General features: G+C 60.6%; 14 protein-coding genes. 9 read left to right on the forward strand and 5 right to left on the reverse strand.

Going from position 1 to position 14482, the window contains the following annotated elements:
• Positions 1-13: 13 nt before the first annotated feature.
• Positions 14-1438, forward strand: coding sequence for a nicotinamide phosphoribosyltransferase domain-containing protein (locus JW799_RS11520; protein ID WP_205429909.1), 1425 nt, complete (start codon positions 14-16; stop codon positions 1436-1438).
• Positions 1439-1440: 2 nt separating this feature from the next.
• Positions 1441-2010 (forward strand): adenylyltransferase/cytidyltransferase family protein, encoded by a 570-nt coding sequence (locus tag JW799_RS11525; protein WP_080833377.1) that lies wholly within the window; start codon positions 1441-1443, stop codon positions 2008-2010.
• 92 nt (positions 2011-2102) lie between these two features.
• On the opposite strand, the gene JW799_RS11530 is transcribed toward JW799_RS11525, so the two are convergent.
• Positions 2103-3185, reverse strand: coding sequence for a lactonase family protein (locus JW799_RS11530; protein WP_080833375.1), 1083 nt, complete (start codon positions 3183-3185; stop codon positions 2103-2105).
• Positions 3186-3405: 220 nt separating this feature from the next.
• On the opposite strand from JW799_RS11530, the gene JW799_RS11535 reads away from it, so the two are divergent.
• The 3 genes from JW799_RS11535 to JW799_RS11545 all read left to right on the forward strand — a co-directional run bounded on the left by JW799_RS11535 (position 3406) and on the right by JW799_RS11545 (position 5119).
• Positions 3406-3993, forward strand: a complete 588-nt coding sequence (locus JW799_RS11535) for a hypothetical protein (RefSeq protein ID WP_139787123.1) — start codon at positions 3406-3408, stop codon at positions 3991-3993.
• Positions 3990-4505 (forward strand): accessory gene regulator B family protein, encoded by a 516-nt coding sequence (locus JW799_RS11540; protein ID WP_205429910.1) that lies wholly within the window; start codon positions 3990-3992, stop codon positions 4503-4505. Before JW799_RS11535 ends, JW799_RS11540 begins: the two co-directional genes overlap by 4 nt.
• Before the next feature lie 323 nt (positions 4506-4828).
• A complete protein-coding gene (locus JW799_RS11545) occupies positions 4829-5119 on the forward strand; it encodes a hypothetical protein (protein WP_080833369.1) in 291 nt (96 codons plus the stop codon).
• Positions 5120-5816: 697 nt separating this feature from the next.
• Here JW799_RS11545 and JW799_RS11550 read toward each other — a convergent pair.
• Together JW799_RS11550 and JW799_RS11555 are read right to left on the reverse strand one after the other, a co-directional pair.
• Positions 5817-6656, reverse strand: coding sequence for a 1,4-dihydroxy-6-naphtoate synthase (locus JW799_RS11550; protein ID WP_080833367.1), 840 nt, complete (start codon positions 6654-6656; stop codon positions 5817-5819).
• Complete coding sequence (locus JW799_RS11555; protein WP_080833365.1) at positions 6653-7354, reverse strand: futalosine hydrolase; 702 nt, start codon at positions 7352-7354, stop codon at positions 6653-6655. Before JW799_RS11555 ends, JW799_RS11550 begins: the two co-directional genes overlap by 4 nt.
• Before the next feature lie 167 nt (positions 7355-7521).
• On the opposite strand from JW799_RS11555, the gene JW799_RS11560 reads away from it, so the two are divergent.
• Together JW799_RS11560 and JW799_RS11565 are read left to right on the forward strand one after the other, a co-directional pair.
• Positions 7522-8292 carry a nucleoside hydrolase gene (locus JW799_RS11560; protein ID WP_205429911.1) on the forward strand — a complete coding sequence of 257 codons (771 nt, stop codon included), beginning with the start codon at positions 7522-7524 and terminating at the stop codon, positions 8290-8292.
• Between the two features lie 312 nt (positions 8293-8604).
• Positions 8605-10203, forward strand: a complete 1599-nt coding sequence (locus JW799_RS11565) for an NAD(P)H-hydrate dehydratase (RefSeq protein WP_080833361.1) — start codon at positions 8605-8607, stop codon at positions 10201-10203.
• A 42-nt stretch (positions 10204-10245) separates the two neighbouring features.
• Here the strand turns inward: JW799_RS11565 and JW799_RS11570 are convergent, their stop codons facing one another.
• Positions 10246-10755: a L,D-transpeptidase gene (locus tag JW799_RS11570; protein ID WP_080833359.1), complete on the reverse strand. Its 510-nt coding sequence runs from the start codon at positions 10753-10755 to the stop codon at positions 10246-10248.
• A gap of 188 nt (positions 10756-10943) precedes the next feature.
• Here JW799_RS11570 and JW799_RS11575 point away from each other — a divergent pair, with 188 nt between their 5' ends.
• Positions 10944-11591 carry a hypothetical protein gene (locus tag JW799_RS11575; protein ID WP_205429913.1) on the forward strand — a complete coding sequence of 216 codons (648 nt, stop codon included), beginning with the start codon at positions 10944-10946 and terminating at the stop codon, positions 11589-11591.
• A 32-nt stretch (positions 11592-11623) separates the two neighbouring features.
• Here the strand turns inward: JW799_RS11575 and JW799_RS11580 are convergent, their stop codons facing one another.
• Positions 11624-12142, reverse strand: a complete 519-nt coding sequence (locus JW799_RS11580) for a C40 family peptidase (protein ID WP_240353241.1) — start codon at positions 12140-12142, stop codon at positions 11624-11626.
• A gap of 215 nt (positions 12143-12357) precedes the next feature.
• Here JW799_RS11580 and JW799_RS11585 point away from each other — a divergent pair, with 215 nt between their 5' ends.
• Positions 12358-14481 (forward strand): sensor histidine kinase, encoded by a 2124-nt coding sequence (locus JW799_RS11585; protein ID WP_080833354.1) that lies wholly within the window; start codon positions 12358-12360, stop codon positions 14479-14481.
• Position 14482 lies beyond the last annotated feature (1 nt).

Genomic DNA, 14482 nt, shown 5'->3' on the forward strand with positions numbered 1-14482 from the left:
GGAGGAAACGCCCATGTTAAACCAAATTCGCCAAAACCCTCTGCTGCTGACGGACAGCTATAACCTGTCGCATACCCGCCTGAAATGCAATGTCGACTGGGAGGTCAGCCATCTGTACAACCGCAGCCAGGGGATGATCCTGTACGGTTTGCGGGAGACGATCGCGAACCTGCTGTCGATCCGGATAACCGAAGAGCACATTCGGGAGGCCGAGCGCGGCGCCGCCATGCAAGGCCTGAAGTTCCCGTCGGAGCTGTTCGAGCGGGTCGTGAACGAGTGCAACGGCTACGCTCCGATCGCCGTCGAATCGCTGCCGGAAGGAACCTGGTGCCCGGCGGGAACCCCGTTCGCGCAAGTGTACAATACGAAGACGGGCTTCGGGGAACTCGTCACCTGGTGGGAAGGCGTCTTCATGCACGCGTATTTCCCGAGCGGCTGCGCGACGGAGGCGTTCCGCATGCGCCGCTATCTCGAACAAAAGCAAAGGCAGTACGGCTATGACGATTCGTTTTTCTGGAAACTCCACAGCTTCGGCTTTCGCGGACATCGCAGCCTCGAGGATGCGTACTGGGCCGGAACGGCCTGGAACCTGGCGCTGCAGGGAACGGACGATTTCCATACGACCCTGCATACGCCGAACGCGCTCATCGGCAGCATTTCGGCGCTCGCCCACAAAGTGACGCAGCAATTCGACGACGAGCTGGATTGCTTCCGACACGCGATCGACGCGACCGCCCAAGCCGGGGAAAAGGTCGTCGCGCTCGTCATCGACACCTACGACGCCAACCGGGTCATCCGCGAATATTTGCCGGAGCTTGGGGCGCGGGCCAGGGAGCGAGGGGTGCGGATCGTGCTGCGTCCGGACAGCGGAGACGTGCTGCGGCAGGCGATCGACATTTACGAGGCGGCTCGCGGCCACGGACTGCTGGACGTCGTCGGCGTCATCATCGGCGAAGGCATGAACTTCGAGCGGGTGCGGCAATACGACGAGCAGCTGGAGCAAGAAGGCGTGCCGATCAGCTTCGTCTCGTACGGAGTCGGGGCGGGATTCTACCAGAACGTCAGCCGGGATACGCTCGGATGGGCGATGAAGACCGCGTTCAGCAACGGGAAGGACCGGATGAAGTTTTCGATGGTCGAGTTGAAGCGGAGCCTTCCGGGGAAAATCAAACCGGTTCTCGTTAGGGGAGAGCTGACGGTGGAAGCGGCGGACGAGAGCGAGCTGGAAGGATTGTACGAAACCGTCTACCGTCACGACGGCGACGGCGAGCCTGCGCTGCTTCCGGCGGGGCCGGACCACTGGGCGGCCGTTCGCGAGCGGATGCGCAAGCAGACGGCAGAGCAGCAAAACGTAAGGCTGTCGGCGGAAATCGAACGTAAAATCAGACGGTTTGCCGATCTGTACTTGCAGACGGAGGAAAAGAAAGAGAGAGGATAACGATGGCAAGGCCTTTTCAATTCGGCTTCGTGCTCGGCCGGTTTCAACAGCTTCACATCGGGCACGAACAAATTATCGAAATGGGGATCGGCGTTTGCGAGCGCCTGCTCGTGCTCGTCGGTTCCGCCCAGCTGCAAGGCACGCGGCGCAATCCGTTTCCGGCGCAGCTCCGCGTCGAGATGCTGACCGAGCTTTTCGGCGACCGCATTCATATCCTTCCTTTACCCGATTATACGAACGAGGACGATCACAGCCATGCCTGGGGGCGTTATTTGCTCGACGCGGTCCGGAGCTACGGCCGGGAGCGGGGATGGCCGCCGCTCGATTTGATGATTACCGGCAACGACGAGGAGCGGGGACGATGGTTTCCGCCCGAAGAGGAAGCGGATCTGGGGAAGCTGATCGTGCCGCGCTCCCGCATCCCGATTCACGCCACCGATTTGCGGCAGGCGCTGCTGGCGGGCGACAGGGCGTTCTGGGAGAGCTACGTCAATCCGAAGCTGCACGCCCGGTACGAGCAATTGCGTTCGCTGACGCTGGCGGCCGCGGAAACGAAAGAGCCCGGGAACTGACCCCGAAGGGTCGTTCCCGGGCTGCCGTTCTGCGCGCCTTGCCAGGCGGCCGGAACACCAAATCCCGGCGCGTCCGTTACTTGCCGTCCGGCTCAAATGGCGAAGGTCGCCGCCCATACGCATACCGGCTTGGATACCGATACGGAAAGACCGGTGTACGACAGCTTTCCGGAAACGGGATCGATCCGGAACAGCGTCAGGTTGTTCGTGTCCCGGTTGGCGGCGAGCAAATGGCGTCCTCCGGGCAAAATCGAAAAGTGGCGAGGGTGCCCGCCCTGAACGGACGCGTGTTCGACATACGCGAGTTCGCCGGTCGCTTCGTCGATCGCGTATACGACGATGCTGTCGTGCCCGCGGTTGGAGCCGTACAGGAATTTGCCGTCGGGGGAGACCGCGATTTCCGCGCATGTGTTTTCGCCTTCGAAATCGGGCGGAAGCGTCGGCACGGTCGCGACGCGTTCCAGCCGCCCGGTTACTGCGTCATAGCGGAACGAAACGATCGAGCTGTCCACCTCGTTGATGACGAACGCAAAGGCGCCGTTCGGGTGAAACGTCAAGTGCCGCGGCCCGGCGCCCGGATGAAGCGCCGTGTCGCCGTGCGGCAGCAGCTTGCCGTTATCGACCTTATAGGCGCGAATGCGGTCGAGCCCCAAATCGCAAACGAACAGGTAGCTGCCGTCCGGACTGTAGAACGAGGAGTGCGGGTGCGGCCTGTCCTGCCGTTCGGGATGCGCGCTTTTGCCTTCGTGGCGCCGTTCGTCCAGCAGACGGCCGATACGGCCGTCTTTTTCGAGTTCGACGAGGCTGACCAAACCCTCATGGTAGCTGGTTAACGTCAGGTAACGGTCGTCGGCGCTTTTTTGAATATGACAGGTCGGACCGCTGTTCGCGAGCGACCGGTTGACCTCCGTCAAGGTTCCGCTTGCGGGGTCGAGCTTCATATAGACGGCATCGCTCGCCTTGGAGCCGTCTTCGGCTTTGGTTTCCGTCAACGCGTAAACGGCGCGCCGCGGCGCATCCAGGCAAAGGAAGGTCGGATTTTGAAAGCCGGATTTCCGGTCCAGCAGCGTCAGCGTCTCCCGGCCGGCATCGAATTCATACACGTAAACCCCGGCGGAGGCGGCTTCGGCATAAGATCCTGCCACGATTAACGTACGATTTTCGGAAAGGCTCAAAGGTATCGTCTCCCGTCATGGATTCATTTCGTTTTATTTTACCTTTTCGGAAGAGAAGATGTAAAATGTTTTGGCCGTGCCTCTCCTCATGTCGAAAAATGAATGATAAGATAAAAGTGGTAATCGCATTTAGTCGGAAAGGATCGAAATAATGGGATTTTTGTCGTTTGTATTGGTGTCGACCGTCGAATATAGTGCCATGCTACTGGGGATTCTGGCCTTGTATCGCTTTCAGATCCGGTATTCGATTGCTCCGATCGTCGTTATTTCGCTGGTTTGCTCTTTTCTTTCCCATGCGCTGCGGATCAAGTATGAGGTCGAAATGGCTCCGGTCATTCAGCTTGTCGTCCTGATTTTGCTTTTCTGGCTGATGTTTCGCGTGCCGTTCATTTATTCGTGCATCATGATCATTACCTACTTTGTCGTATACATTCTGCTGCAGGCGCTCCTGCTCCTTATGCTGCCCGCCGCGCCATGGTTCGACGAGATCGGCTTGCAAAGCCTGGAAAGTCCCGAGACGTATTCGATGCAGATCATATGCGCTGCCGCCAACATCGCATTCGCCTGGTACTTGCAGTCTTCGGGGCGCGGATTCACGTTCGTTCCGAACGGCCCGTCCTCCGCCTTTCCCTGGAAGCGGGAAAACTTGAAGCTGTTCATTTTAATCATGGTCGGATTTTTGGTCTTGGCGATTAGCTATTATCTGTACGTCGAGCATTTTCATATTTTAGTCCCGCTGGTGATGCTGACGCTCGGCTTGTTCATCGCCATCTTTCATTATTCGATCCTGAAGGAAAAGAACCAATGATCGACCGGCTTGCGGAACGTTTCGCCCTTCGGTTGATGGGGTGGGGGGAATTGGGCAAGGACGCGTATCCCCGCCTGCGTCTGGGATTGATCATTTCGCTTACGACCTTGCTTATCGTCGGCTTCACCGTATTCATTCTGGCATGGACGGACCGGGCGGGGGAGGGGGTGCTCAGTTTGGTTTCTCTAGCGGCGCTGCGTTATTTTTCCGGGGGAATGCACTTTCGGACAAGCGAGCAATGCGTGGCCGTCACGGTTGCGATCGCCGTCCTGTGCGCCATGCTGCCCGATCTGTCCGTCCCCGTTACGATCGTCTGTCATGGGGCATGCGTCGTTTTGCTGGCGATTTTTTCGCCTTCCGGCGCGCTCAGGCAAAAACTGCCGGCCGGGAAGCATGCCCGCTACAGGTGGATCTCGATCGCGCTCGCCGCGCTGGGAACGGGGTTAACCTGGTCGGCCGTCACGTATTCCATCTTGTTTCAGAGCATTTCAACCATTAAAATAAAAAAATAGAGAAACTCGCAAAAAGTCGAATCTTGACTGCAATTAGGGAAAAGGAGCGAACCGGTTTGAAAAAGAAACTAGCCCAGAAGTTCTCTTTGGCCATGATGGGAATGGCAAGCATGTTCAGCGTAGCGAAAGTTTGGTTCGGAGATCCGGAGCTGAAAGAGCTGGAATAGCCTCGGCGCGCGACGCGGACGGCCGAACGGCGGCGAACGCTCAAGCTTTTTAATCGCATAGGTTATTTCACGGAAGCACCGTGCTGCAGAAACGTTCTGCATGCGCGGTGTTTTTGTCTTTTTCGGGACGGGTCGGCTTAGAGGGAGGCGAGAACAATGAACGAGTCGCTGGAGCGGGCGCGATCGGCGATTCAGGATTGGCTGGAAAAGCGGCAGCTTGCCCATCTTTCGGTGGCGGCAGACGATCTCCGGCTCGTTTTATATTCGACGGAGGACGATGTCCCGGCTTTGCGGGCGTCATTTACTCCGTTGCAGGGGGGCCGCTATGCGCTCGACCTTGCGAATCATCGGGGCAATTGGCAGCCGACGCCGTATGCGGGAACCGCAGAGGAATTGCTGCGGCTGCTGGAGGGGAAGCTGGCCTTTGCGCTGGCGCGCTGGCATTGACGGTGCGGCAAATGGAAACGGCTTGTTGCAGGCGGGATGGGCAAGCCTTCGTTGGACGTGACGCTCCCCTTCGAACCGACGACGAATGACCGACATCGACCGCCGCAAACATGCGAATGAAGAGTTAAGAGAAGTAACCACGACTCGATTGGATCGGCAGTATGCGTGGGGAGGCAGCGAGATGAGTCGCCAGGACTCAACTGGATCGGCAGCATGCGTGGGGAGGCAGCGAGATGAGTCATTTTTACTCAAATGCGTGTGGCTGCGAGCGTCGGACGGGTCGAGATGAGTCGCCACGACTCAATTGGATCGGCAGCATGCGTGGGGAGGCGATCAGATGAGTGATTTTTACTCAAATGCGTGTGGCTGCGAGCGTCGGACGGGTCGAGATGAGTCGCCACGACTCAACTGGATCGGCAGCATGCGTGCTGTGGCGATCAGATGAGTGATTTTTACTCAAATGCGTGTGGCTGCGAGCGTGGACGGGTCGAGATGAGTCGCCACGACTCAATTGGATCGGCAGCATGCGTGGGGAGGCGATCAGATGAGTCATTTTGTGCCCGTAAGCTAGCTCAGGCGCTTCGCACCCGGGGCCGCCGCTTCGCCGGACGCCGGAGCCGAAACGGCGGCAGGGGAGAAGCGGCCTCCAAACTGCGCCCCCCCCATCCCAAAGGCAGAAAAGGATAACCTCGAACCGTCAGCCTTTCGTTTTCAGCAAATCCGGATCGAACTCGGGCACGAGGCCTTCCTTTGCGGCGCGGACGAGCAGCGAGGAGACGGCTGCGTATCCGGCCTCGCCCAAATTCGCGGTGAAGTCGTTCACATAGAGATCGATGTGCGCCTGCGCGACGGACGGATCCATCTCCTGGGCGTGCTCCATCACGTAATCGCGGGATGCCTCCGGATTCGCCCATGCATATTCCACCGACGACCGTATCCAGCCGGATACGGCCTTGGCGTCAAGGGATCGGCGGGCGATGATGGCGCCGAGCGGAATCGGCAGGCCGGTATCGGCTTCCCACCAGCTTCCCATGTCGGCAAGCATCGTCAGGCCGTATGACGGATACGTGAAACGGGCTTCGTGGATGACCAGGCCGGCATCGATTTTGCCGTCGCGCACGGCCGGCATAATTTCGTGGAACGGCATGACGACGATTTCGCCCACGCTTCCGGGCACGTTTTGCGCCGCCCACAGGCGGAACAGCAGATAGGCGGTCGAACGCTCGCTCGGAACCGCCACTCTGCGTCCGGCCAGCGCCGCCGGGTCGGCGGCTTTATCCTTGGTCAGGACGAGCGGTCCGCATCCGCGGCCAAGCGCGCCGCCGCACGGGATGAGCGCATAGTCGGAAAGCACCCACGGCAGCGCCGCATACGAGATTTTCAGCACTTCGGGCCCTTCGGCGCGGAGCGCAAGATGGTTGGTAATGTCGATATCGGCATACGTTACGTCGAGCTTCGGAGCCCCGGGAACGAGTCCGTGCGCCCAGGCGTGGAAGACGAACGTGTCGTTGGGACATGGGGAAAACGCGATTCTCATTGGAAAACCTCCGGAAAAAGATTGCTGGCGGCCTCGAGCGCGGCCAACGCCTCGCCGATTCGCCAGGCGGATTTGTCGCGCGGGCCGACCGCGTTGGAAACAGCGCGGATTTCGAGCGCGGGCAGGCCGAACCGCTGCGCCGCGGTCGCGACGCCGAAGCCTTCCATTCCTTCGCAGGCGGCTCCGGGCACGCGCTTGGCCAGCTTGACGGCGGTGTCGGCGGTGCCCGTCACGGTCGTCAGCGTCAGCGCGGGACCGAGCCGAACGATCCGTCCCGAGAGCCGGATCGCTTCGGTCAAACGGTCGGCCAGCGCCGCCTCGACCGGAATGCGGGCGGAGCCGAAGCCGAGCTCGTCGATGCTGAGGTAGCCGTCCGGCGTTTCCGCCCCGAGATCGGCCGCGACGATTTCGCTCGCCACGACGAGCGAGCCGATCTCGGCCCGGCCGGGGAAACCGCCGCCGATGCCCGCGCTGACGACCAGGCGATAGCGGCTCGCGGCAAGCGCGGCCGCGGTGCCGGCGGCCGCCGCGGCCTGGCCGACGCCGACGACGACGACGTCGAAGCGGCCGTCGCCGCGCAAGCCGCGCAGCACGGCGTCCCGTTCCGCCTCGACGGCGGTGGCCACGAGGACGCGTCCTTCAACAGGAAAGCCAGGGTCCGAAGACCCTGGCGGCGAATTGCCGATGCTAACGTTCATTGCAAGAAACTCCTTCGGATAACAACCCTTATTCAATATTGTTATTATAGACCTCTCCGCGCGCGAAGGAAAGACGGATTGCGGGCGAATGCCGGGCGCGAAAATCCATATCTATTGAATAGGGAACGATACCATGCGCGGATTCCGCGTTCGAAGGAGGGGCGGCTATGGAGCCGGTGCCGCGGTTGATCATCGATACCGGAGGAGGAATCGACGGCGCCCTGGCGCTGCTGTTCGCCTTGTGCGATCCCGGCGTGGCCGTGCACGGCATTACGACGGTGAGCGGCGATTCGGACGCGGATCAGGCGGCCGATCAGGCGTTGCGCCTGATCGGGCTTTGTCTTCCGGAGGCGGAGGAACCGCCGCCGGTAGCCGTCGGCGAAGCCGGGCCGCTGGCGCGCGAACGGGCCGGCCCGTGGATCGCGGGCAGCGGGCGCAACGGTTTCGGCGGCGCGATGCTGCCGCCGCCGAAGGGCAAGGCCGCAGCCGAGCCGGCAGCGGCGTTTCTTGCGAGCCAGGCGGCCGCCTTTCCCGGCGAGCTGACGCTGGTCTTGGCCGGGCCGGTCACCAACTGGCCGCGGGCCCTCGAGATGGATTCGCATCTCGCGGAGAAGTTCAAGCGCATCGTCGTCGCGGGAGGCGCAGTCTTCGCCGCGGGCAACGCGACGCCCGTCGCCGAGCGGAATTTTCATGCCGATCCCGAGGCGGCGGAGCGGCTGTTCGCGACGGCCGGCGGCCGTTTGACGGTCGTCGGCCTCGATGTCACGATGCGGGCGCGGATTCGCGGGGAACATTTGGAGCGGTTAAGCCGCGGCAGCCCGCCCGAGCGGGAGCGGATCGTCGCGTTCATGAGACGGATGCTGAACCATTCGTTCGCGTATTATCGCCGGACGGAGCGCTGGCTCGAAGCCGCCCCCTCGGGTCCGCGCTTGCCCTGATCGCGGCGGCGGAGCCGGGGCTTTTTCGAACGGGCGTTTTTCGGGCTTCGGTCGATACGCAGGCCGGACTGACCGCCGGCATGGTCGTCGCCGACCGCCGGGCGCGCGCAAGCGTCGGGCGGGAGGTTTGCTTTTGCGTGGAGACGGACGAGGAGCGGGCGGTGGAGCGGTTTCTTTCGGCTTTTTCGTAATGCGGAAGCTGCGTCGCGTCAGGAATTCGGGTAAAGTGTAAGTACGGGGTAGAGGCCGGCAGGGCGGTTGGATTTCTCGGCCGGCGCGCGGATCAAAAAACAATTGCCGGAGGGGTTGGCCATGTATCTCGTCACATCGAAGGAAATGCGCGATATCGACCGCTATGCGATCGATGTCATCGGCATCCCCTCGCTCGTCCTGATGGAAAATGCCGGACGGGCGATCGCGGAGGAGGCCATTCGGCTTGCGGAAGCGGAGGGGGCGCGGGGCCGCCGCCCGCGCTGGCTCGTGCTGGCCGGCAAAGGAAACAACGGCGGGGACGGGGTCGTCTGCGCGCGGCGCCTGAACGAGCAAGGCTGGGAGACGCTCATCGTGTACGCGGAGGCTCCGGAAGGCTTCAAGGGCGAGGCGGCCGTTCAGCGCGACATCGCCGATCGGCTGCGGCTGCCCTCGGCCGTTTACGAGCCGGGGAAGCTGGAATGGGACCGCTTCGACGGCATCGTCGACGCGCTGCTCGGGACCGGCGCGACGGGCGAACCGCGGGAGCCGTACGCGTCGCTGATCCGGGAGGCGAACGCCAGCGGTTTGCCGATCGTGGCGGCGGACATTCCGAGCGGGCTGAACGCGGACACCGGCGAGGCGAACGAGCCGTGCATCCGGGCGGCCGTTACGGTCGCGCTCGCGATGGCGAAGCGCGGATTGCGGCTGCAGCCGGGGGCGGAGACGGCCGGAACCGTCGTCGTCCGGCCGATCGGCATTCCCGGCGATGCCGCGGCGCGGCAGGGCGTTCGCACGTTCGAGCTGAACGAAGAGACGCTGCGCCGAAAATTCGCGCTGTCGGGCGTGCCGCCGGTTCGCGCCGCGGATTCGCACAAGGGCACGTACGGACACGTGCTTGCGGTGGCGGGATCGCGCCGGATGAGCGGCGCGGGGCTGCTCTGCGCCAAAGCGGCGCTGCGCGCGGGCTGCGGCCTGCTCACGTGGGCGGTGCCCGAGGCGCTCGCGCTTCCGCTTGCCGGAGCGCTGCCGGAGGCGATGATCCGGGGCATCGCGGACGGCGGCAGCGGCGAATGGGGAGGCGCCGACGCGGATGACGCGCTGCTTGCCGCCGCCGGCAAGCAGGCGGTCGTCATCGGCCCGGGGCTCGGCCGATGGGAAGGCGACACCGGCTGGCTTCGCCGCTGGTGGGAAACCGTCGCGTCGCCGCTCGTCCTCGACGCCGACGCGCTCAACATGCTCGCCGCCGCCGGGACGACCGTCGCGGCCGGCGCGGCGGCAAGCGGCGGGCCGGCTCCGGCCGGGGAGCCGCTTGCCCTGTGGCCGCGGCGCGAAGCCGCGACCGTCCTGACGCCGCATCCCGGCGAAATGGCCCGGCTGTGCGGCTTGTCCGTGCGCGAGGTGCAGCGCGACCGGATCGGGCTGGCTCGCGAATTCGCGGGCCGGCACGGCGTCGTCCTCGTGCTGAAAGGCGCGCAAACGGTCGTCGCCTCGCCGAACGGAGACGTCTTCGTCAATACGACGGGCAACGCCGGCATGGCCACCGGCGGCACGGGCGACGTGCTCGCCGGCGTCATCGGCGGCCTGCTCGCGCAAGGCCTGGATGCCGCGGCCGCGGCCGCGCTCGGAGTCTACTGGCACGGAGCCGCGGGAGACCGCGCGGCTGCGGGGCGCACGTCGCCCGCTTCGCTGATCGCGAGCGACATCATCGAACAGCTGTAAGCGCCAAGGCTTGCAATTCAGCGGCGTTTCAGGCGCGCCTGCCTATTTCCGGATCAGCACGGGCGTGTCGTCCTCCACCTGCTCGAAAAGCCACCGGACGTCCTTGTTGTACATGCGGATGCAGCCGGCCGAGACGTATTTGCCGATCGATTTCTCGTTGTTCGTGCCGTGGATGCCGTAGGCGTAAGAGGTTTTGCCGTTCACGGTGACTTCGAGTCCGAGCCATCGGTCGCCCAACGGATTTTTCGGGTCCCCTCCTTTGATTTTCTCTTTGTAGTAAGGCCGATTTTTGATTTTCTCGTGGATGACGAACAGGCCTTCCGGGGTATAGGAAGGCTTCTTGCCCGTGGCCACGGCGAACGTGTCGATCAATTCTCCTTCCTGGTAATAAAAAAGCTTGTTCAATGACTTGTCGATGACAATAAAATGCTCATGTTTGACGTACTTTTCGGCCAGCACGGCGGTGTCCGTCTGTTTTTGAGCCGCCTGGGCCGGAAGCGCAAACAAGCTCGCAAGCGCCAGCAGCGCCGCGAACGCCAACCACTTTTTCACCCTATCGCCTCCCCGCGTGTTTGCAATATATGCGGCCGGAGGCGCTTTTTGAAGCTGTCCGGGGGAAATTACAAGAACGGTGATCAGTCATATGACGGGGGTAACTACCGGAGCGTTCCGGAACGCGGGTATAATTTCGGAGGAAAGCAGGGGAAATTTATTTTTCGGTGGAAAAGGAGTTATGAAAAATGAGCAAGAGATTTGCAAAACTGGTTTTGACGACGGCAATCGCCGCCGTATCGATGTTCCCGATGGCCGCGCAGGCGGAAGAAGCCGCCTCGTCTTCGGCGCCGGGAACGGCGCTGAAAACGGCAGGCGACTTCGCGGCCTTGCAAGTAGGCAAGCGGGTGTTCGTGCACGATGCCAAATCGCAGCTGTTTCAAACGAACGGAGCCCAGCACGACGGCGATCTGAAGGATTTGTTCATTTTGCCGTTCGGTCCGGAGCAAATTCCGTTCGTGCTTGTCCATAACGAGAAAAACGGCTATCTCGTATTCAGCGACTTGTGGCCGGAGTTCTCCAAAGGCAAAGAAACGGATCCGACGGAGGAATACTTCAGCGGCCGGGTATTTACGACGGCTCAAAAGAAAATTGCCAACCGCACCAACCATAACTATGCCAAGCAGTTCGGCGACACGGTCGTCGTGTTTACCGCCAACGATTTCGACGATTTGTCCAAGGGCTACCACGAATCGTACAGACTCAAAGGCGAATTGCGGGGCTTGATCCTGTACGATTGCTGCCCGTACGTAGTCGTTAAGGGCGAAAAGGGCGCGCTGGACGTCTATCATGCAGGAGCGACGGGCGCGGAAAAGGCCGGCCAAATCGCGCTGTAAGGCGCGTCGGCTTCGATGCGGCCCGCGGGGAATTACAGCACTCTGCGGGCCGTAATGTAGCGCTTGGAATAGTCGCTCAGCTTGCTGACGAGAACCCCGTTCCAGGATTTGCCGATCGTATTGTGAATGAATTTGCCGTTGCCGATATAAATGCCGACATGGTTGACCTGTCCCGGGGTGCTCACGCTAAAGAACACCAGGTCGCCCTTTTTCAAATTGCTTTTGGAAACGTATTTTCCTTGTTTGCTTTGCGCTTTGGAGCTCCATTTGAGGGATACGCCGTATTTGCCGAAAACGTATTTCGTGAACGAAGAACAGTCGAAAATATATCTCGACGGGTTGTTGACGTTGAATTTATAAGTGACTTTGCCTTTCAACGATTGGGCAAGGGAAACGATCTTGTCCGCTTTCGTTGCCGAGGCCGCTTCCGCCTTGTGCGTCGGAATCGCGCCGGGAACGACGGCGACAGCCGAAGTGAAGGTCAACAAACAGGTAAAGGCGATTACCGTCTTCTTGATTACGTGCGTCTTGCTTTTTTCTGTATGTGTCATACGTTCCTCCCGATTGGTGTTTTTGCCTGACGGCTTGTACGAGTGGAAGTATAACACGGTCTGGGTTTTTCGGTTTTAAAAGTAAGAATCATTTAATATTAACAATAAATAGAAAATAAGTCGAATAGGCTTGAACATACGCGGTGATTGTCGATTGAATGCAGGAATGGTAAGCTGGTAGCAGACATTCTATTTGCATAGGTGGACATGCGTTCATGAACCGTAGCGTCCTTATCGCATTCCTCGTCTGCACGCTTGCCATCGCCGTTTGGTCCTTGCCCGCCCGGGCCGCTTCGGCCGAGATGGAAGCCGACGGAGCGTTCATGGATTTGTCGCCGTGGAATCCGAAGGAGAACGGCGCGATTTCCTTGAACGGGGAATGGGAGCTTTATTGGAACGAGCTGCTGTCGCCGCAGGATATCGCCGAGGGCAGAGCGGGCGTTCCGTTTGCGGTCGAAGTCCCGTCCACGTGGGGAAGCAACCGATTGCCCGACGGCAATCCGCTGCCCGATCAGGGGGTTGCGACTTACCGGCTGACCTTCGAGCTTGCCGAAGAAGAACCGCCGCCGATGCTGGCGCTATACGCGAGCGGCGTAGCGAGCGCCTTCCGTGTTTGGGTTAACGGCGTTCCGATCGGAGGAGCGGGCGTCGTGGGACCGTCCGAACAATTGATGTCCCCCGATGAAAATCCGCAAGTGCTGTCCTTTCGCCCGGAAGCCGGCCGCAACGAACTCCTTGTGCAAGTATCCAATTTCGTTCAGCGCAAAGGCGGGATCTGGGACGAAATACGGCTCGGGGACGCTTCGCAAATGACGGCTAGCCGGACGGCGAAATTCGGCGCCGAGGCGTTTAGCGCGGGCATTCTCGTCATTATGGGGATTTTTCATCTCGGACTGTTCGCCGTATCGAGGAGTGAACGGTCGTCTTTGTATTTCGGAATCGTTTGCCTGGCCATCGCCGTCCGGACGGTCGTGCTCGGCGAGCATGTGGCAAGCGTCGCTTTCCCTTGGCTGGCCTGGGAATGGTCCGTAAAAGCGGAATACATATCGGTTTCGGTCGCTTTATTCATGATGATTTTGTTCGTGCGCAACGAATACGCGACGCGCGCGCGTTCCGTGACGGCGGGGATTTTTTTCGCGGCGCTCATCTTGTTTACGGCTTTCGTGCTGCTGACGCCCGCCAAAATATATACCCTGTTCATGCTTCACTTTCAATTGGGCATCGTCCTGCCGGTATTTTTCTATTGTCTCGCGTTTTTCGTCATCGGGACGTACAAACGCAAGGCCACCTTTCCGATCAACCTGGCCGGTTTCATTCTGTTCAGCATTGCCGTCGTCCTGGACATTTTATTTTATAACCAAATCATCCCCAAAGGGCAGTTTGCTCCATACGGATTGCTGGCTTTTCTGTTGACGCAGTCGATCAACATGTGGTTGAGGTTTTCCCGGACCGCGATAGAGGCGGAACAGCTTTCGGCGCAGCTTCAGTCGGCCAACGAATCGCTGGAGCGCAAAATCGCGGAGCGGACGGCGGAATTGAGCGAATCGAATCTGCGTTTGGAATCGGCCAACGAAAAGCTGTCGGGAATGGAAAAATTTCGCCGTCAGCTGCTGTCCAACATCTCGCACGAACTGGGAACTCCCATTACCTCAATCAAAGGCTACGCTTCCGCGATGATGGAAGGAGTCGTAACCGACGACTATTTGAAATACGCGAAAAAGATTCACGACCGTACCCGGATGCTCGAGCTGATGATCGACGATTTGACCGAACTGACGAAGCTGGAAACGGACCAGATCCAGTTTGCGTTCCGGCCGACGGATACGGGCGTGTTTTTCAAGCAGCTTTTTTACAAATACGAATCCGAGATAACGGCAAGCGGCCGCCATTTCGAATGGGTAGAGCCGGACGGCGCGAACATCGACGGATGGAGCGCCGAAGCGGAGCTGGACCCGATGCGGATCGAGCAGGTCGTGTCCAATCTGTTGTCCAACGCCGTCAAATACACGTCTCCAGGCGGCCGAATCCGGATGGCGATCGAATACCGGGCCGTCGGCAAAGAATGGGGCGCGGCGGTCGTCAGCGTGGCCGACAACGGCGAAGGAATCGACGAGACGGAGACGGAAAAAATATTCGAACGGTTTTACCGGACGAACCGCCACCGTCAAATGGCGCAAGGCACGGGATTGGGGCTTGCGGTTTGCAGGGAAATCATGATTCGGCACAAGGGCTGGATCGCGGCGGAAAGCAAGCCGGGAACCGGGAGCCGCTTCCGTTTCGGCGTCCCCGTCCGATGGGTGCGCGCAGGAACGGATTCGCCGAAAGAGGAAGGAGCGTAAA

Source organism: Cohnella algarum (assembly GCF_016937515.1).
Taxonomy (GTDB): Bacteria; Bacillota; Bacilli; order Paenibacillales; family Paenibacillaceae; genus Cohnella; species Cohnella algarum.

Bases quoted from the DNA above. Each gene is read 5' to 3' on its own strand.
- JW799_RS11520 (WP_205429909.1), top strand. From the start codon at position 14: ATGTTAAACCAAATTCGCCAAAACCCTCTGCTGCTGACGGACAGCTAT.
- JW799_RS11525 (WP_080833377.1), top strand. From the start codon at position 1,441: ATGGCAAGGCCTTTTCAATTCGGCTTCGTGCTCGGCCGGTTTCAACAG.
- JW799_RS11540 (WP_205429910.1), top strand. From the start codon at position 3,990: ATGATCGACCGGCTTGCGGAACGTTTCGCCCTTCGGTTGATGGGGTGG.
- JW799_RS11545 (WP_080833369.1), top strand. From the start codon at position 4,829: ATGAACGAGTCGCTGGAGCGGGCGCGATCGGCGATTCAGGATTGGCTG.
- JW799_RS11550 (WP_080833367.1), bottom strand. From the start codon at position 6,656: ATGAGAATCGCGTTTTCCCCATGTCCCAACGACACGTTCGTCTTCCAC.
- JW799_RS11555 (WP_080833365.1), bottom strand. From the start codon at position 7,354: ATGAACGTTAGCATCGGCAATTCGCCGCCAGGGTCTTCGGACCCTGGC.
- JW799_RS11560 (WP_205429911.1), top strand. From the start codon at position 7,522: ATGGAGCCGGTGCCGCGGTTGATCATCGATACCGGAGGAGGAATCGAC.
- JW799_RS11565 (WP_080833361.1), top strand. From the start codon at position 8,605: ATGTATCTCGTCACATCGAAGGAAATGCGCGATATCGACCGCTATGCG.
- JW799_RS11575 (WP_205429913.1), top strand. From the start codon at position 10,944: ATGAGCAAGAGATTTGCAAAACTGGTTTTGACGACGGCAATCGCCGCC.
- JW799_RS11580 (WP_240353241.1), bottom strand. From the start codon at position 12,142: ATGACACATACAGAAAAAAGCAAGACGCACGTAATCAAGAAGACGGTA.
- JW799_RS11585 (WP_080833354.1), top strand. From the start codon at position 12,358: ATGAACCGTAGCGTCCTTATCGCATTCCTCGTCTGCACGCTTGCCATC.